Genomic DNA, 17,056 nt, shown 5'->3' with positions numbered 1-17,056 from the left:
TGGTTTTTGCTTTCAAACATATTGTATTTATGCATATTCATATTTTAGGTATTTGTGGCACCTTTATGGGTGGTTTGGCGATGCTTGCACGTGAGTCTGGAATGCGTGTAACGGGCAGTGATTTAAACGTATATCCACCCATGAGCACGCAATTGGAGTCCTTAGGTATAGAGCTTATTCAGGGTTATGATCCTGTCCAATTAGAGCCTGCTCCTGATCTAGTGGTAGTAGGGAATGCCATGAGTCGGGGCAACCCTTGTGTTGAATATGTTTTAGACAAAGGCCTCAAATACTGCTCCGGTCCAGAGTGGCTTAAACAGTATATTTTACCCGAAAAGTGGGTATTGGCGGTGGCAGGCACACACGGTAAAACGACTACAGCAAGTATGCTAGCGTGGATTTTGGAAGATAACGATATGGCGCCCGGTTACCTTATCGGTGGTGTTCCGCGTAACTTTTCAGGGTCTGCTCGATTAGGTGATACGCCATTTTTTGTGGTGGAAGCAGACGAGTATGACAGCGCATTTTTTGATAAACGCTCCAAATTTGTTCATTATCAACCGCGCACTTTGGTATTAAACAACTTAGAGTTTGACCATGCTGATATATTTGACGATTTGGCTGCAATTCAAAAGCAGTTTCATCACTTAATGAGAATAGTTCCAGCTTCTGGCCGAGTTATCGCACCAAAAAATAATGAAGCAATTCAGCAGGTTATTAAGCAAGGATGTTGGTCTGATCTGGAGCAAACTGGAGACGGTGAAGCGTGGCAGTGGCACGCTAATAAAAGTGATTGTAGCGAGCTGGATATAGTATTAAATGGTCAATCCCAAGGTATTTTAAGTTGGGATTTAATTGGTCAGCACAATGCTGAGAATGCCTTAATGGCAATTGCCGCAGCCCGTCATGTTGGGGTTTTGCCTAGCCTTGCTATTGATAGCTTACAAACATTCTTACCACCTAAACGACGCCTCGAATTGTTAGCTGAGCAAAATGGTATTCGTTTATTTGATGACTTTGCCCATCATCCAAGTGCAATCAGTAGTACCTTAGCTGGTTTACGCGCCCAAGTAGGAAAGCAGCGAATTATTGCAATTTTAGAGGCGCGCTCTAACACCATGAAAATGGGCGTACATCAAGAACGTTTAGCCGAGAGTTTACAAGTGGCCGACGTGGTATTTTTGTATCAGCCAGATCAAAGCAACCAATACATTGCTAATACAGCAGCCACGCTTAAGCAGGCGAAGGTCGCTAGCAGTATTGCCGAGATAGTTGAGCAAGTAGCTGAAATGATGGCCGAAGGTGATCAGATTTTGGTAATGAGCAATGGCGGGTTTGAAGGTATACACACTAAGCTTAGTGCGTTAATCAAGGATTAAAAAAGGGCCCTTAGGGCCCTTACTACTTACTTACCCGGTGGGCGCAGTAGTGACAATACAAAGTCATTCAAGAAATCTACAACTTCTTGGCGCTCTGGGCTGTCTGGTCGATTAATCATTTGCACTGCTAGGTACAATCCTGCGTTAATCGCTTGAGCAGCTTGTAAAGCATTTAGCGCGCTACTGATTTCTTTGCTATCGAAGCCCGATTGAATGCTCTCGCCAATTTGTTGGTTGATTTTAGCCATTACAGCGCTAAAACGTGGCCATACGTCTTCACGTACTGAAGAGCTCCACTCTAGCCAAATGTGAGTCACATCTGAGTTGCTGTAAGCCAGTTCTACCAAAGCTGACAAATGATGCTGGATAGCAGTAATCGCATTTTCATCAGTTGGGTAAGTTTGCTCAACCAAACCTAACATAGTTTGTTCTACCTCAGATAGAACAGCATCCACTAGGTCTTCACGGGTATTAAAGTAGTTAAAAACAGTTGCTACCGATACGTTTGCTAGTTCAGCGATTTCGGCGTGACCTGCACGACCAATACCACGACGGGCAAAAATTTCAACAGCGCATTGCATGAGCTGTTTACGGCGAACTTCTGGTGACAGCCGGGTACGGCGTCTTAAGGTGCTAGTTTGCATAGTTTGTTCTCGCGTTTGTTATTTCAATTATTATTTTTTATGAGGCATTTCTTGTTTACCATTTCAGATAAAAATCATCTAAAATGTGTCGTTCAGTGAAAAAGAACCGACGACATGCGAATGCCTTTCAATTAAATCATAGTGTATTTACAAGCTAATTAATAGCTATTGATATAAACAACTAATGATTTGTTTGTTAATTTATTGATAATTCGTATATTTGTTTTTCTTTTTTCATTCATGCTAGATAAGTTTTTGCTGAGATACTCAGCCAATTGATAGGTCGACATTATGAAACATCGCGTAGAAGAAATGATCAGCGAGCAGGAAATTGCTCAACGAGTAGCAGAAATTGGTAAGGAGATTGAACAAAAGTTCTCATCTGACCGTAAATTGGTACTGGTTGGCTTATTACGTGGCTCTTGTATTTTTCTGTCTGATTTGGCGCGTAAAATTGATCGTAGCTTAACGCTCGATTTCATGACGGTATCAAGCTACGGCAGTAGCATGGTAAGTACCCGAGACGTTCGTGTACTAAAAGATTTAGATGATGATATTAAAGGCTGCGACGTGATCATCGTAGAAGATATTATCGATACCGGTAATACCTTAAGCAAAGTGAGAGAAATGCTGTCTTTGCGTGAGCCAAACAGCGTATCTATTTGTACTTTGCTAGATAAGCCTTCACGCCGAGAAGTTGAAGTGCCTGTTGATTGGGCTGGATTCACTATTCCTGACGAATTTGTGATTGGCTATGGCCTTGATTTTGACCAGTACTACCGCAATCTACCCTATGTGGGCAAAGTGATACCGCTAGACTAAGTGGTTAATCATTGGGCCCTAAGGGCCCATTTTTTTATTGTTAATTTAAGTTGTGATTATGCAGGCGTTAGCGATTCAAGGTTTGAAGAAAACCTACCCCGGTGGGGTGCAAGCGGTAAAAGGCTTCGATTTAGTGGTTGAGCAAGGAGATTTCTTTGCGTTGTTAGGCCCAAATGGAGCAGGTAAGTCGACCTCGATTGGGGTGATTACCTCCTTGGTAAATAAGTCTGCTGGCTCGGTTAAGATTTTTGGGCATGACATTGATACCGATTTGGAAGCTGCAAAGTCTTATGTTGGCCTTGTTCCCCAAGAGTTTAACTTCAACCAATTTGAAACAGTGTTGCAAATTGTGGTGAATCAAGCTGGTTACTATGGCGTGCCGCGGCCTCTTGCTATGCAGCGCGCAGAAAAGTACCTCGCCCAATTGGACCTGTGGGAAAAGCGCAATGCTCGAGCGCGTGAATTATCTGGCGGTATGAAGCGCCGATTGATGATTGCGCGTGCCTTAATGCATGAGCCAAAGTTGCTTATCTTGGATGAGCCTACCGCCGGTGTAGACATAGAGCTACGTCGTTCAATGTGGGATTTTTTAAAGCAGCTTAACAGCCAAGGCATAACCATTATTTTAACTACTCACTATCTAGAAGAAGCTGAAATGCTGTGCCGCAATATCGGTATTATCGATAAGGGTGAGCTGGTAGAAAACACTTCAATGAAGCAGCTTCTCTCAAAGTTAAACCTAGAAACTTTTATTTTTGATATCGAAAGCCGCCAACAAGCAGTGGAGCTAGCGGGTTTTGAATCACGCTTAGTTGACGACCACACCTTGGAAGTTGATGTTGAAAAAAGCCAAGGCTTAAATGCGGTGTTTCGCTTGCTGGATGAAACAGGCGTGGTGGTTCATAGCATGCGCAATAAAGCCAATCGTTTAGAAGAGTTGTTTGTAACCTTAGTGGCTCAAGGGAGGCAAGCATGAAGCTCGCATTGTATGGCACCGCGTTAAAAAGCATTTTAAGTAAAGAAATCATTCGGTTTGGGCGCATTTGGGTACAAACCCTGGTACCGCCTGCCATTACTATGAGCCTGTATTTTGTTATTTTTGGTAACTTAATTGGTTCACGAATTGGCCAAATGGGTGGCTTTAGCTACATGGAATTTATTGTTCCTGGATTGATTATGATGTCGGTAATTACCAACTCATACTCTAATGTGGCATCTTCGTTTTTTAGCTGTAAGTTTCAGCGAAACATTGAAGAGCTGCTCGTCGCGCCGGTACCAAACTACATCATCATTTTTGGTTTTGTTGGTGGTGGTGTTGCTCGTGGCTTATGTGTTGGCTTTATTGTAACAATGGTATCGCTATTCTTTGTTCCTTTGCAGTTACACAGTGTTGCCGCGATTATGCTCACGGTGTTGTTAACCTCAATACTGTTTGCATTAGGTGGGCTTATTAATGCGATTTACGCCAATACCTTTGATGACATTAGCATCATCCCTACCTTTATCTTGACGCCGCTTACTTATTTGGGAGGGGTATTCTATTCAATTAGTTTACTGCCTGAGTTTTGGCAGGGAGTGTCGCAAATCAATCCGATTGTTTACATGGTTAACGCCTTTCGATTTGGCTTCTTGGGCATAACCGATGTATCGCTGTATTTATCATTTAGCATGATCTTGGGCTTCATCGCCATTTTGTATACCTGGGCGTATATCTTGATCAAACGCGGTTACGGGTTGAGAGCATAATGGAAGGCAATTCTCGTAGCGTTAGCTCTAACCAGCAAGGTATTCACGAAAACTTAAACAAGGTGGTACAGCGCCACCTTGATGAAGAGTTCAAAAAGCCTTATCGCCAGCATACTCTAGAAGCATTTTTGCAGTTAGAAAAGCAGGTAGAGGCGGCGGCGCGACCTCTGGTGTTTGATTCTTGCTGTGGTACGGGTGTGAGCACTGCTGCCTTGGCTGAATTGCACCCTGATGCTTTGGTGATTGGCATGGATAAATCTGCTCATCGGCTAACTAAGCACCAGGCGCATTTTGACCAAGCTGGGCAAAACTACTTGCTACTGCAAGTGGATTTAAACGATTTTTGGCGTTTGGCCGTGGAAGCTGGGTGGCAGCCTAGTCATCATTACATCTTGTACCCGAATCCTTGGCCAAAGTCGCGACACTTGCAGCGTCGTTGGCACGGCAGTGCAGTGTTCCCTTATTTGCTTAAGCTTGGTGGGCAACTCGAACTGCGCAGTAACTGGCAAACTTACTTGGAAGAGTTTCAAGTAGCGCTAGAATTAGCTGGCCATTCAAGCCAGCTAAATAGCTTTAAAACCGATACACCAATTACTGCTTTTGAACGTAAATATCAAAACAGTGGCCAGCAACTTTGGCAGCTGCGTAGCCACATAGACTAGCTAATGTTTAGCGTGCTGCTGCGCTTCTAAATGGGCTATTCCAGCATCAAATAGTTGGTATAGCCCTTCCAGTACTTTACTCGCCTGCTGAAAATACTCATTCACCGAAATAGTCGGCTGAGGTTTGTTGATCAGCTCAACCTCTATGGTATCAAGTAGCTGTTCCAACAAGGGCTGATAAGCTGGGTCATTGGGAATAAAGCTGTGAGCAAAATGGTTGAGTGATTGCGAATCAATTTGGGCGATTTTATTGTGCAAGAAAGCCAAACGGATCCGCTCAACACTGCTGCTTTGTTTGGCGGCTGCCAAACCGCTGCCTAGCGCCCTTACTTGACCAATTGATTCAGCTGTTTCCAACAGTTCAAACCACAAAAAGTCGATGTTTTTATGTTGCTTACTTAGGCTAGATAAGCAGTAAAAGCTGGCTAGGTCTTGAGACAAAAACAGCAAGTTTTTGATCATCAAACTGTGTTGAGCAATATTGTTTTCTAAGTTATTGCTTGGCCAATTTTGCTGTAGTCTCGGCCAGTGTTGATTAAAGCTATCCCAACGAGCTTGGCGCGATACAAAGCTGTCTTCGCTTAAACTAAGGTGGGCGCTTACAATTTGCTTTTGTTGTGCATTTAATGCGGCAGATTGCTGTTGGTCGCCGTTTAGAATGGCACAACTTAGGCCGCGATGTTTTTGCAGCGAAACCACTAAATTCTTTAGCTGCTTTAATGCTGCAAGGCCTGCGTACTGCTGCTGAGTACGGCGCTTGGCTAATAACCAAGAGATAGCAACTGATATTAGCAGCAGGCTAATTACGCTAGTGGCAATAATAACGCTAGTATTCATATTACGCTCCTTGCTGACTTAACACGCTAAGGTGTTTGGCAATGTCGGCGCTTTGCTCGGCACTGGCGGTGTTCTCTCGGGCGGAGTCTGCTACTTGGTTGATGTGAGCAGAAAGCTCGATAGTTGCCGCGTGTTGTTGTTCACTGTTGCTCGCTATCATTTCTGTTTGGGCTTGAAGCTCTTGGTTTTTGGTGTAAATCAGCTTAAGTTGTTGGCGTGAATTATCCACAGTGTCTTGAATCTCTTGAGCTTGGGTGGTTAGTTGAGTGATGTGCTCGAGCACTTCATTAATGTTGCGTTGTACTTCACGCATACTGTCGCTGATTTCGTTGGCAGATTGATGACTGCGGTTAGCGAGATTTCTTACTTCGTTGGCCACAATGGCAAAGCCGCGACCATGCTCACCGGCACGAGCGGCTTCGATGGAGGCGTTAAGTGCCAATAAGTTCGTTTGTTCAGCTATTTCTTCAATGGTTTTTGAAATGCTGCTTACGGTGTTCGATTTTTGGTGTAATTGGGTCACCTTCTCAAGGCTAACTTCTCCTTTAGCCACCATTTTTTCGGTACCTTGTTGAGCAACTAAAGCAGCCTCTTGGCCCAACTCCGAGAAGCGCTTGGCTTCAAAGCTGGCTTCCGCTACTCGCTTAACTTGCTCGGCAACATCTTTAATGCTTTCACTCATTTCTACTACCGCGCTGGCGGATGCTTGGCTAGCATCTGCTTGTTGCACTGCCCCTGAAGCTACCGACTGAGCCTGCAATGACAATTCTTTTGAGCAGTGACTGATTTCGTCTAAGGCATCTTGCTGTTCTAATACTCGGCGTTGCTGTTCTCTTAGCAGTTCGAGTTGCTGGTGACGGGTATCTTGGAATAGGTAGCTGGCTAAGCCTTTACTGTGTACCTTGTCTGGTTGCTCAATTTGTTGCATTAACAGTTTGAGCACACTTAAGGTGAGGCCACTTAAACACAAGCTTAAACAGACTAAAGCGAGGTTAGCGAGGCTTTGCTGCTGTTGTAGGTCAATAATGCTCAATCCTATAAGCACTAAAAAACCAAACAGAAAGCTATAAAAAATAGTGGCTGCACTACGCATTTAAACTCCTTTATACGTATCCGCATATTTACTTATTAGGAGTCAAAGCAAAGACTGTTCCCTTTTGAGTATTTTGTTTAAAAGAGTCGCTGGTGGCCAGTTGGGTGAGTTGCAATATTTGCTGATGATAGTGGCGAAGTTGGCTTAGGTTTTGGCAGTGGGCAAGTGCTTGCCAATGTAAAACAATCTGTTCTACCTTGGCACAGTAGCGGTAGTTGTTTTGAGCTTGTAGCAACACCATTATTTCTTCAATTTGCTCTTTGGTGCCATCTAGCTCAGCAGGCGAAAACAGCGGGTCAGAGAGCTTCTGAGCCTGCATGCGCCAATGCCTTCTTGTCATATGATTGAGCGATTGTAGCAATTGTGTATGTTCAATCTGTTGTTGATTATCAGCTCGACGATGGCTTGATACTATTGATGGAATAGGTATTAATGCTAAGACAAATAACACCAGCAATACCAGATAAATACTTAGCACGACCGCTCCCTGCGCTACAAACTTCAATCTTTAGTTCTTTACAGCAAAAAACAAACCAAAGCTTTGGTAAGTCCTTAATAAGGCAAACTTATCGCTAGTTTTGATTTTATTGTTGGAGAGATATTTTAGTGATGTTGCGGAGAGGTTAAATGTAAGGATTTATTTGCTGTTTTATGACAAAAGGTACAAAAATGGCGCACGTAGATGGTGCGCCATTTTAAAGCCTGCACAGCTTTGGTGCTAAGCTAATTGAACTGGAATATCTTTGCTGGTTCTAACGATATCGTTGTTCTCGTTTAGGTAAACCAAAGAAGGTTTATGAGACTTAGCTTCTTCGTTGCTCATGCCAACATAAGCACAAATAATGACTCGGTCGCCCACGGCTGCGCGACGTGCTGCTGCGCCATTTACTGAGATGATTTTTGAGCCGCGTTCACCAGAGATTGCGTAAGTAGAAAAACGCTCGCCATTCTCAATATTATAGATATCAATTTTCTCGTATTCGAGAATACCTGCTTGATCCAAAACATCCTGGTCGATAGCACAAGAGCCTTCATAGTTGAGCTCTGCATGGGTTACGCGTGCTTGGTGAAGTTTGCCTTTTAGCATAGTGGTTTGCATTGACGTTCTCTCTTTTAATCGACGAAATTAGTGTAGTTCAATCACGCAGTTATCTATTAGCCTTACTTCTCCGAGGAAGGCGGCCATTAGAATAACAGCAGAGCGAGATTGGGGGGTTAGGGGGCTTAGGCTTTCGGCGTCTACGATATCGATACCGTCGCACTTAAATCCGTTGTTTTCCAGCGTTTGTTGGGCTGCTTTGCTAAGTTCAGCTTGATTGCTGTGGCTTAGCTGTGATGCGATGTTCCGCATCTCTTTTGCTAATAATGGCGCGGTTTGCAGCTGCTCGCCGCTTAAGCGGCTGTTGCGTGAGCTCATGGCTAAACCACTCGCTTCTCTTACCGTAGCAAGGCCAATAATTTCAATCGGCAGTAACAGGTCTGTCGTCATCTTGCGAATAAGCGCGAGCTGCTGATAATCTTTTTCGCCAAATACTGCCAAATGTGGCTGCACCAGATTAAACAGCTTACAAACCACAGTCGAGACGCCGTCAAAATGACCAGGGCGTAGTTCGCCTTCCAAAATGTCTGAAAGAACAGGCACTGTTACTTTAGTCTCTGCTTCCAAACCATTTGGGTAAAGCTCTTCAGCGCTAGGGGTAAATACAAAATCAGCCCCAGCTTGGTTTAGCGCTGTAATATCTTGTTCTAGGGTGCGAGGGTAGTTGGCTAAATCACTGTTGTTGTTAAATTGCAGCGGATTAACAAAGATAGACACCACCACTACATCGCAGCTTTTTTGGGCTTCATTAACTAGCGCAATATGGCCAGCATGCAGATTGCCCATGGTGGGAACAAAGCCAATTTTTCGACCTTTTAGGCGTGCGGCATCTAGGGCCGAGCGCAATTCACTCGGCTGTTCTACAACTTTAAGCATTAACTGAAACTCTGCGCTTCACCTGGGAACTCACCTGAAGCAACTTGCTCTAAATAGAGACTAATTGCACCGCGAATATCGCCGGTTTCAGCTAAGAAGTTTTTAGAAAACTTAGGAATATGGCCTTTGCTAATGCCAAAAGCATCATGCATTACGAGGATTTGGCCATCGGTTACGTTACCTGCGCCAATGCCAATTACCGGAATGCTTAAGGCTTCCGTGATGAGTTTAGCGAGTTCAGTGGGAATGCATTCTAAAACCAACAATTGAACACCGGCTGCTTCAAGTTGCTTAGCATGCTGCAACATCTCTTGAGCTTGTTGCTCGCCGCGGCCTTGAACTTTATAACCACCAAACAAATGCACTGATTGAGGCGTTAAACCAAGGTGACCACATACTGGAACGCCGCGCTCAACCAAGCCTTTAATGGTAGGGCTTAACCATTCTCCACCTTCTACTTTTACCATTTGCGCACCGGCTTGCATAAGCTTGGCGGCGTTTTGGTAAGTTTGCTCTGGAGTGGCATAAGACATAAAAGGCATGTCGGCTACGATCATAGTTTTTTCGGTGCCACGAGCAACACAACGAGTATGGTAGGCAATATCATCAATGCTTACTGCCAAGGTATCTTTGTGACCTTGCAGCACCATGCCTAGTGAATCCCCAATTAACAGCATATGCATGCCTAACTCATCAAACAATGCAGCAAAGCTGGCATCGTAAGCGGTGATACAGGAGAATTTCTCGTTGTTTTGTTTAAACTTTTGTAAGTGAGAAACTGTAAATCTGCTCATAGTTCGTTACCGTTTGCCTCAAACTACGAGGCAAATTTGTTAGTGAATATTAGCTTTAAGCCCACTCTTGGGGGCATTTAAAAACTTGTAAGCCGTTGCTGTCGATAGATTCTGCTAACTGTTGCACCAAACTTCCGTCTGGTAAGCATAAATCATTGGCAATTTCAGCGAGCGGTAATAATACAAACTCTCGCTGCTTCATTCCATAGTGCGGCACGGTTAGTCGTGGTGTATCGATGATTTGTTTGCCATAAAGCAATATATCGAGGTCTAGAGTCCTGGGGCCCCAACGTTGTTCTTTACGTTCGCGACCTTGTTCTAATTCGATCTTTTGGCAAAGGTCGAGTAAGTCGAGTGGTGCCAAATCAGTTTCTAGCTGGAGTACTGCATTCAGATAGTCTGGCTGATCTTGTGGCCCCATTGGACGACTTTGATACAGTGAAGAGCTAGCAACAACATCGAGTTCAGCCGAGGCAGCTAGAGCACGCCTAGCTGCGATGGCTTGATGGAGCGGGTTGACTAAATTACTGCCTAAGGCCAGGAAGCAAGTGGTCATTATTAACTGTCAGTCTTTTTTGGCTTACGCGGACGACGGCGGCTTTTGCTGCGGCCTGAGTTTTTATTTAACTCGCGAACCATGGTATTGCGGCCTTGCTCGTTACTGCGTTGCCATTGCTGCCACCATTGGGCCAACTCGCTAAGGTGTTTGTCTTGAGTGGCTTTAGCACGCAACTCTAAAAAGTCGAAAGCAGCTCTAAAGCGCGGATGACCAAAGGTTTGGAAAGCACGTTTACCAAAACGACGATCTAGGCGAGCCTGTAGCTGCCATATTTCGCGAATGCCAGTGGTGAAGCGTTTTGGTATCGCTACGCTCTTACACTGTTGGTCGAGCAACCAGTTCATCGCCATTGCCGATGCGTCATGCTCGCCTAAAGAAAGCTCTATGAGTAATTCATCTTTCTTTATTTCCAATAGTGGCCACAGCAGTGCTGCAAATACAAAGGCAGGTGTTACTTTTTGGTCGCCACGTACCCGCTTATCGGTGCTGGCTAAGGCCATGAGCATAAAACGTAGCTCTGGTGCGTCTTCATCCCATTGTTGTAACAAGGGTTTTAACAGCGGGAACAGCGGATAAAGCAGCTGAGTATCGGCCAGCATTTTGAAGGTAGATTTACCATCACCGCCTAAGAATAGTTTTAAACATTCTTCAAATAGGCGCGCTGCGGGAATATCTTTCAGCAGGGGACCATATTGTGCAATCGGGTCACAGCTTTCAGGCGCAATGCTAAAGTCCAGTTTAACCGCAAAACGTACGGCTCGAAGCATCCTTACGGGATCTTCACGGTAGCGCGTTTCTGGATCACCAATTAATTGTAAGCGGCGCTCAGCAATATCATTTATACCACCCGCAAAGTCGACAACTGAAAAGTCGGCAATGTTGTAATACAGCGCATTTACGGTGAAGTCACGACGCTCTGCATCTTCATCGATGCTGCCGTACACGTTGTCGCGCAGTAACATGCCTTCTTCACTACGTTTAGATTCGGTATTGGCATTGGCGCTGTCATGATGACCACGGAAGGTGGCTACTTCAATGATTTCTCGGCCAAATAAAATGTGCGCCAAACGAAAACGGCGGCCAACTAAACGACAGTTGCGGAATAAGGCTTTAATCTGCTCAGGGGTAGCATTGGTTGCAATGTCAAAGTCTTTAGGTTGCTTGCCTAGCAATAAGTCACGCACGCCACCGCCCACTAAATAAGCGTTGTAGCCCGACTTGTGTAAGCGATAAAGCACCTTAAGGGCGTTTTCGCTGATGTCTTGGCGAGAAATATTGTGCTCAGCACGAGGGATCACCTGTTGCTCCAAGCCTACTGGCTCAGCGCTATTTGGCTTGATGATCCGCTTATATACTTTGGCGAGTTTGCGTAAAATGGGTGCCCCCTTGAGCGCGCATTATCTACATGGTGAAAAATAAGGCGCTAATATAGCTTTTTTACAAAGAAATACAACTAATTCACTGGCTGTCTAGTGAGATTTTTGGTACCGCAGAAAGCCGCCAATTTGCTAGAGCCTTGATTAGTATTTGCTCACAGCTTAGTTCAAGCCAGTCGGCTTCGCTCGTTTGCCCTAAATATCTTAAGGCTTGCAGCATCAATTGCTGATTTTGCTTGCCCGAAATGGAAGGCGCATGATTTTGCTTACTGAGTTTATTGCCACTTTCATCAACCACTAAAGGAAGATGTAAATAATTTGGGGCGGGTTTCGCTAAAAGCTCAAAAATGGCCAACTGCCTACCGGTGGTAAGAATTAAATCTGCACCTCTTACAACTTCGGTAATACCTTGTTCGGCGTCATCTAAACTCACTGCTAGATTATAGGCATATAGGCCGTCACGGCGTTTTATGATGAAGTCTTCTTTGGCCAGGGCAGCTGGAATATTTACTGTGCCGTAAGCCACATCTTCAAATTGTTCAATGGCCCGCGTGCTTTGTAATCGCACAGCATGATCTTGGCCAGTTAACTGTAGATTGCGACAAGTACCAAGGTAGTAGCCGCCGGAAGCTTTTATTTGCTTGCGGGTACATTGGCAAAAGTAAGCACTGTCTTGGTTTAGCCAACGGTTAATTTGATCTTGGTATGCTTCTAGACGCTGGCTTTGATATAAGACTTCTCCATCCCAATGCAGACCAAACTGTTCTAGCTGTTGCAGGATAAGTTTACTCGCACCGGCTTGTTCTCTCGGCGGATCGATGTCTTCAATGCGAACTAACCATTGACCTTGGTGATGACGAGCTTGCAGGTAGCTGCCAACGGCGGCAACTAAAGAGCCTAAGTGCAAGGGGCCTGAAGGGGAAGGGGCAAAACGGCCTACGTAGGGCTTAGCGCTCATAGTAAAATTCTTACAATATAAAGCTAGGCAGATAGAGTGATTAGCTTATCTGCCTTGGCTTTAAACAAAAACTAGCCGACCAGTTGTTTCTCTTTGATCTCAGCTAAGGTTTTGCAATCGATACACAGATCAGCTGTTGGTCTAGCTTCTAAACGGCGAATGCCGATTTCCACACCACAGGCATCACAAAAACCGAAGTCATCTTCAATTTTAAGTAAGGTCTTCTCGATTTTTTTGATCAGCTTGCGTTCGCGGTCGCGAGTACGAAGTTCAAGGCTGAATTCTTCCTCTTGCGCTGCGCGGTCAACTGGATCAGGGAAGTTAGCCGCTTCGTCTTTCATATGCGTTACAGTGCGATCAACTTCTTCACGAAGTTGGTTGCGCCACGCTTCAAGAATAGTTCGGAAGTGGTCTAACTGAGCATCGTTCATGTACTCTTCGCCAGGCTGAGCTTGATATGGTTCAACCCCTGCGATAGAGAGCACACCTAGTGTTTTCTTTTTGCCGTCTGGCATACTTCTCTCCCAAATTCCGTACGACTTTTTTCGTTAAACAGTCGAGGATGTAAATTAGGCGGGTATCTATAGCAGAAAGGCTAACGTACCGCAAATGAATTGCCATGAATTTGCCAATTCTGCCTAAGCTCGGTAAAAGAAATTAGACTGTTTGCTGTTTTTTTGACCACTCCTCTAAAGTAGTAAATGTTTTGCTGATGTTGTCATAAAAATGTCACCGTCATCCCTATCATCTAGCCGTTATTTGCAAAATGTTCCAGTTTGCCATGAGTCAAACTTAGCTCAATTTCATGTAAATATTAATGTACAAGTCAGTACAGCACTGACCGATCTAGTACACCGGCACGGCATGATCTAGCGTGCATTGCTGAGGGCTTAGTTTGGCTTTGTATGCCAATACTTCTACTCCTTGCTGCTTAGCTAATTCTAGTAATTCTGCGTAAGTTGGGTCGATGTGAGCAGCAGCTTGAACAGTATTTATTCCGCTGTGTAATACGGCAAACAACAATATCGCGCGATGACCTTGTTGCTTCATTTCAATTAGTTCTCGTAAATGCTTTTGACCGCGGGTGCTTACTGCATCTGGGAAGTAGCCTTTACCGTTTTGCAGCAAGGTACAAGACTTCACCTCTATGTAGCACTTTTCACGCTTTGGGTCTTCCAGCAAAAAATCGATACGGCTGTTTTCGCTGCCATATTTTACTTCGCGGCGAAGCTGAGCATAGCCGCTTAGCTCGGTAATAATGTCTTGTTGAATCGCTTGTTCAACCCACTCGTTTGCTTTGGCGGTATTCACACAAATAGTATCACCGTCTTTGGTTTGGCTGAGCTCCCAGCTAAGTGAGTACTTACGTTTAGGGTTGCTTGATTGACTGTACCAAACAGTGTTACCAGGCTCGGCACAACCGGTCATAGCGCCTGTGTTGGCACAGTAAATGGTGGTTTCACTGCCGTCTTCAAGAACCACATCGGCGAGAAAACGTTTGTAGCGTTTGATTAAGGTGGCAGCTTTTAATGGTGATTCAAATGACATACAGCGTTGTTAAGCGAGTAAATAGTGAATGCATGCTAACACTTAAGCACTAAGCTGGAGAATAAGTTTACTTGGGTCACTCTCACGCTTTGGGTACACTAGCCGGATTTAGTGTTTCGCAATAATGGAGCGGTTTTGAGCGCATTGCCTGTTACCCAGATATTCCCTGATTTATTGGCGAGTTTGAGCAGTAAACAACAGTTTATAGTGTGCGCTCCACCGGGGGCCGGTAAGTCGACAGCATTACCGCTAATGTTACTGCAACAAGCAAAGCTTAAAGGCAAAATTATTTTGCTGGAGCCACGGCGTTTAGCTGCGCGCAATATCGCAGAGTTTTTGGCAAGCCAATTGGGCGAATCGGTGGGGGAGCGAGTTGGCTACCAAATGCGCGGTGACAAGCGACATTCTTCTCAGACCCGATTATTAGTGGTAACCGAAGGCATATTAACCCGCTTGATTCAGCAAGATCCTGAGCTGGATGGCGTTGCGATGGTGATCTTCGATGAATTTCACGAGCGCAGCATTCATGCCGATTTAGGTTTAGCGCTTAGTCTAGAAGTGCAGCAGGCTTTTAACCCAGAGTTAAAGCTAATGGTTATGTCGGCTACGCTTGAAAGTGAAGCCTTGAGCAAGCTATTGCCCGAGGCGCAGATACTCGAAAGCCAAGGTCGCAGTTTTTCCATCACTTATAGCTATCACTCCATTAAGCGAGATTGGCAATGGAGCGAGCGGTTTGCTCAGTTAGTGGCAAAAGCCATGACCGAGCAATCTGGCAGCGTGTTAGCGTTTTTGCCGGGTAACGCTGAAATTCGCCAAGTTGAGCAGCACTTGCGGCCATTATTGTCGGCCGAGTATCAGTTACATAGCCTTTACGGCAAGTTAAGTTTAGCCGAGCAACAAGCGGCTATTAGTCCGACGCAAGACGGCAAACATAAAATCGTATTGGCCACCAATATTGCCGAAACCAGTTTAACCATTGATGGCATTAGTTGTGTGGTAGACAGCGGTTTAGAGCGCCAAGCAAGTTATCACGCCAATAGTGGAACCACGCGCTTACAAACCAAAATGATTTGCAAGGCATCTGCGATACAGCGAGCAGGGCGAGCAGGGCGCTTACAAGCTGGTCATTGTTATCGCGCCTACAGCGAAGAGCAGTTAAATCATCGCCCCTTTGCTGCTAGCCCAGAGATCACTCGCAGTGAGTTAAGTCGTTTGGTGATTGAACTCCTACATTGGGGAGCCGACGCCAGTGAATTGCAATGGCTAGACATGCCACCTAGCGCTCACCTTGGACAAGCCAGGCAATTGTTGAGTGACTTAGCCTTACTAAAGGATGGGCGTTTAAGTGATCGAGCGGAGCAACTAAATAGCAGTGGTGTTGGGCCACGAATGTTAGCCATGTTAGATCAAGCTCAGCAATGGCAGCAGCAACACCATGTTGAAGGATTGTTGTGGCGAGCTTGTGAGTTAGCCGCTTTGCTAGATAGCAATAACTCACATCAAAGTGATCAACTTAGCCAAGCATTTACAGCCTTAAAAGGCCTGGCTAAGCAGCAATATCAGCAACAATTAAAACAACTGGCGCAGCGCTTTAAGGTTAAAGCGACTGGGGGCGTAGCGGAGCATTGGGATGGCTTGTTGTTGGCCCAAGCGTTTCCCGACAGAATCGCCTTAAAGCGCCAAGGGCGCAATTATACCTGCAGTGGTGGTTTTGGTTTAGCGCTTGACGAGCAGCAACATCAATTGAGTAAAAGCGATGCCTTAGTGGTGTGCGATCTATATTGGCCAGAGGGACGAAACCAAGGCAAAGTTGCGCTGGCTTGCCAGCTAGATTTACCGCAACTAAAAGCCTTACAAGCAGAGCGCTTTACTAGCAGGTTACATTGCCAGTGGTCCGACTCTGCTAAACGAATCGTCGCCGAAAAACAGCAATGCTTAGGTGAGTTGGTATTAAGTGCCAAAGCAGCTGAGCAGCTTGAAGCAGAACAAGTGGTAAGTGCTTGGCTTAAGCAGATTCGAGTTAAAGGCTTTGCTTGGTTGCCAGTTGGCGATAAGGCCAACGCTTGGCTTGAGCGGGTACGTTGTGCTCAACAGTGGTTTAGTGAACTGGCGATGGCAGATTTTAGCGAAGAAGCGCTGTTAGAGGATGCAGAGCAATGGCTAGCTATGCACTTGGCGAGTTGCAGAACATGGCAGCAGCTTAAAAATATCGATTGGTTGGCGGCCTTAAAGTCGCGGCTAGATTGGCAGCAACAGCAACAAATCGAAAGTTTAGTGCCTAGCCACTATTTAGCACCTTCCGGTAATCGTGCGGCCATTCGTTACCAGCTAGGGCAAGCTCCGGTTGTGGCTATTAAACTGCAGGAGATGTTTGGCCAACCGCAGTCTCCGCAGCTAGGCAATAAAGTTGCTATTACCCTAGAGTTGCTCTCTCCTGGCGGCAAACCCTTGCAGCTTACTCAAGATTTAGCCAGCTTTTGGCTGTCTGCCTATGTGGAAGTTAAAAAAGAGATGAAAGGGCGCTACCCTAAGCACCCTTGGCCTGATGATCCGGTTAGTGCGCAAGCCACTCATAAAACTAAACGTCAGCTTAATTTATCCAAGTAAGTAAAACCTTCAGCATTTTATAACCACCATATTGTAATGTTATTCGTGACAGTTTG

18 protein-coding genes are annotated in these 17,056 nt (G+C 45.2%); 6 read left to right on the top strand and 12 right to left on the bottom strand.

Annotation, left to right across the window (positions count from 1 at the left end):
• Positions 1 to 29 precede the first annotated feature (29 nt).
• Positions 30 to 1,379 carry a UDP-N-acetylmuramate:L-alanyl-gamma-D-glutamyl-meso-diaminopimelate ligase gene (mpl, locus tag K5620_RS18265; protein ID WP_016403572.1) on the top strand — a complete coding sequence of 450 codons (1,350 nt, stop codon included), beginning with the start codon at positions 30 to 32 and terminating at the stop codon, positions 1,377 to 1,379.
• Positions 1,380 to 1,405: 26 nt separating this feature from the next.
• Here mpl and K5620_RS18260 read toward each other — a convergent pair whose 3' ends face one another.
• Positions 1,406 to 2,023 carry a TetR/AcrR family transcriptional regulator gene (locus K5620_RS18260; protein WP_016403573.1) on the bottom strand — a complete coding sequence of 206 codons (618 nt, stop codon included), beginning with the start codon at positions 2,021 to 2,023 and terminating at the stop codon, positions 1,406 to 1,408.
• 291 nt (positions 2,024 to 2,314) lie between these two features.
• Here K5620_RS18260 and hpt point away from each other — a divergent pair, with 291 nt between their 5' ends.
• The 4 genes from hpt to trmB are packed head-to-tail and all read left to right on the top strand — an operon-like array spanning position 2,315 to position 5,253.
• Positions 2,315 to 2,845 (top strand): hypoxanthine phosphoribosyltransferase, encoded by a 531-nt coding sequence (gene hpt / locus K5620_RS18255; protein ID WP_016403574.1) that lies wholly within the window; start codon positions 2,315 to 2,317, stop codon positions 2,843 to 2,845.
• A 58-nt stretch (positions 2,846 to 2,903) separates the two neighbouring features.
• Entirely contained in the window at positions 2,904 to 3,821 is a 918-nt protein-coding gene (locus K5620_RS18250; RefSeq protein WP_016403575.1) for an ABC transporter ATP-binding protein, read from the top strand.
• The gene (locus tag K5620_RS18245) at positions 3,818 to 4,591 is read left to right on the top strand and encodes an ABC transporter permease (RefSeq protein WP_016403576.1); all 774 of its coding nucleotides are present in this window, start codon (positions 3,818 to 3,820) and stop codon (positions 4,589 to 4,591) included. The genes K5620_RS18250 and K5620_RS18245 overlap by 4 nt, the downstream gene beginning before the upstream one ends.
• Entirely contained in the window at positions 4,588 to 5,253 is a 666-nt protein-coding gene (gene trmB / locus K5620_RS18240) for a tRNA (guanine(46)-N(7))-methyltransferase TrmB (RefSeq protein ID WP_040307605.1), read from the top strand. The genes K5620_RS18245 and trmB overlap by 4 nt, the downstream gene beginning before the upstream one ends.
• On the opposite strand, the gene K5620_RS18235 is transcribed toward trmB, so the two are convergent.
• From K5620_RS18235 to sfsA, 11 genes are all read right to left on the bottom strand, one after another.
• Positions 5,254 to 6,090: a nitrate- and nitrite sensing domain-containing protein gene (locus tag K5620_RS18235; RefSeq protein ID WP_016403578.1), complete on the bottom strand. Its 837-nt coding sequence runs from the start codon at positions 6,088 to 6,090 to the stop codon at positions 5,254 to 5,256.
• Between the two features lies 1 nt (position 6,091).
• Positions 6,092 to 7,183, bottom strand: coding sequence for a methyl-accepting chemotaxis protein (locus K5620_RS18230; protein WP_016403579.1), 1,092 nt, complete (start codon positions 7,181 to 7,183; stop codon positions 6,092 to 6,094).
• A gap of 28 nt (positions 7,184 to 7,211) precedes the next feature.
• On the bottom strand, positions 7,212 to 7,661 hold the full coding sequence (locus tag K5620_RS18225) for a hypothetical protein (RefSeq protein ID WP_152785940.1): 450 nt from the start codon (positions 7,659 to 7,661) through the stop codon (positions 7,212 to 7,214).
• A gap of 240 nt (positions 7,662 to 7,901) precedes the next feature.
• Entirely contained in the window at positions 7,902 to 8,282 is a 381-nt protein-coding gene (gene panD, locus K5620_RS18220; RefSeq protein ID WP_016403581.1) for an aspartate 1-decarboxylase, read from the bottom strand.
• 27 nt (positions 8,283 to 8,309) lie between these two features.
• On the bottom strand, positions 8,310 to 9,158 hold the full coding sequence (gene panC / locus K5620_RS18215; protein WP_016403582.1) for a pantoate--beta-alanine ligase: 849 nt from the start codon (positions 9,156 to 9,158) through the stop codon (positions 8,310 to 8,312).
• On the bottom strand, positions 9,158 to 9,952 hold the full coding sequence (panB, locus tag K5620_RS18210) for a 3-methyl-2-oxobutanoate hydroxymethyltransferase (RefSeq protein ID WP_016403583.1): 795 nt from the start codon (positions 9,950 to 9,952) through the stop codon (positions 9,158 to 9,160). Before panB ends, panC begins: the two co-directional genes overlap by 1 nt.
• Before the next feature lie 55 nt (positions 9,953 to 10,007).
• Positions 10,008 to 10,508 (bottom strand): 2-amino-4-hydroxy-6-hydroxymethyldihydropteridine diphosphokinase, encoded by a 501-nt coding sequence (gene folK / locus K5620_RS18205; protein WP_016403584.1) that lies wholly within the window; start codon positions 10,506 to 10,508, stop codon positions 10,008 to 10,010.
• Positions 10,509 to 10,510: 2 nt separating this feature from the next.
• Positions 10,511 to 11,809, bottom strand: a complete 1,299-nt coding sequence (gene pcnB, locus K5620_RS18200) for a polynucleotide adenylyltransferase PcnB (protein WP_246612299.1) — start codon at positions 11,807 to 11,809, stop codon at positions 10,511 to 10,513.
• Between the two features lie 160 nt (positions 11,810 to 11,969).
• Positions 11,970 to 12,845 carry a tRNA glutamyl-Q(34) synthetase GluQRS gene (gluQRS, locus tag K5620_RS18195; RefSeq protein ID WP_016403586.1) on the bottom strand — a complete coding sequence of 292 codons (876 nt, stop codon included), beginning with the start codon at positions 12,843 to 12,845 and terminating at the stop codon, positions 11,970 to 11,972.
• A 71-nt stretch (positions 12,846 to 12,916) separates the two neighbouring features.
• Entirely contained in the window at positions 12,917 to 13,360 is a 444-nt protein-coding gene (gene dksA / locus K5620_RS18190; protein WP_016403587.1) for an RNA polymerase-binding protein DksA, read from the bottom strand.
• A gap of 331 nt (positions 13,361 to 13,691) precedes the next feature.
• Positions 13,692 to 14,393, bottom strand: coding sequence for a DNA/RNA nuclease SfsA (gene sfsA, locus K5620_RS18185; protein WP_016403588.1), 702 nt, complete (start codon positions 14,391 to 14,393; stop codon positions 13,692 to 13,694).
• A gap of 135 nt (positions 14,394 to 14,528) precedes the next feature.
• Between sfsA and hrpB the strand changes: the two genes are divergently transcribed.
• Positions 14,529 to 17,000 carry an ATP-dependent helicase HrpB gene (gene hrpB, locus K5620_RS18180; RefSeq protein ID WP_016403589.1) on the top strand — a complete coding sequence of 824 codons (2,472 nt, stop codon included), beginning with the start codon at positions 14,529 to 14,531 and terminating at the stop codon, positions 16,998 to 17,000.
• The last annotated feature ends 56 nt before the right edge of the window (positions 17,001 to 17,056 follow it).

It is taken from the genome of Agarivorans albus, assembly GCF_019670105.1.
GTDB lineage: Bacteria > Pseudomonadota > Gammaproteobacteria > Enterobacterales > Celerinatantimonadaceae > Agarivorans > Agarivorans albus.
This window is presented reverse-complemented; position numbering and strand designations above follow the sequence as displayed.

What these genes read in the sequence shown, in the direction of transcription:
- K5620_RS18250 (WP_016403575.1), top strand. Translation starts at nt 2,904, where the DNA reads ATGCAGGCGTTAGCGATTCAAGGTTTGAAGAAAACCTACCCCGGTGGG.
- panD (WP_016403581.1), bottom strand. Translation starts at nt 8,282, where the DNA reads ATGCAAACCACTATGCTAAAAGGCAAACTTCACCAAGCACGCGTAACC.
- K5620_RS18245 (WP_016403576.1), top strand. Translation starts at nt 3,818, where the DNA reads ATGAAGCTCGCATTGTATGGCACCGCGTTAAAAAGCATTTTAAGTAAA.
- panB (WP_016403583.1), bottom strand. Translation starts at nt 9,952, where the DNA reads ATGAGCAGATTTACAGTTTCTCACTTACAAAAGTTTAAACAAAACAAC.
- sfsA (WP_016403588.1), bottom strand. Translation starts at nt 14,393, where the DNA reads ATGTCATTTGAATCACCATTAAAAGCTGCCACCTTAATCAAACGCTAC.
- folK (WP_016403584.1), bottom strand. Translation starts at nt 10,508, where the DNA reads ATGACCACTTGCTTCCTGGCCTTAGGCAGTAATTTAGTCAACCCGCTC.
- panC (WP_016403582.1), bottom strand. Translation starts at nt 9,158, where the DNA reads ATGCTTAAAGTTGTAGAACAGCCGAGTGAATTGCGCTCGGCCCTAGAT.
- hpt (WP_016403574.1), top strand. Translation starts at nt 2,315, where the DNA reads ATGAAACATCGCGTAGAAGAAATGATCAGCGAGCAGGAAATTGCTCAA.
- mpl (WP_016403572.1), top strand. Translation starts at nt 30, where the DNA reads ATGCATATTCATATTTTAGGTATTTGTGGCACCTTTATGGGTGGTTTG.
- gluQRS (WP_016403586.1), bottom strand. Translation starts at nt 12,845, where the DNA reads ATGAGCGCTAAGCCCTACGTAGGCCGTTTTGCCCCTTCCCCTTCAGGC.
- K5620_RS18230 (WP_016403579.1), bottom strand. Translation starts at nt 7,183, where the DNA reads ATGCGTAGTGCAGCCACTATTTTTTATAGCTTTCTGTTTGGTTTTTTA.
- dksA (WP_016403587.1), bottom strand. Translation starts at nt 13,360, where the DNA reads ATGCCAGACGGCAAAAAGAAAACACTAGGTGTGCTCTCTATCGCAGGG.
- K5620_RS18235 (WP_016403578.1), bottom strand. Translation starts at nt 6,090, where the DNA reads ATGAATACTAGCGTTATTATTGCCACTAGCGTAATTAGCCTGCTGCTA.
- K5620_RS18260 (WP_016403573.1), bottom strand. Translation starts at nt 2,023, where the DNA reads ATGCAAACTAGCACCTTAAGACGCCGTACCCGGCTGTCACCAGAAGTT.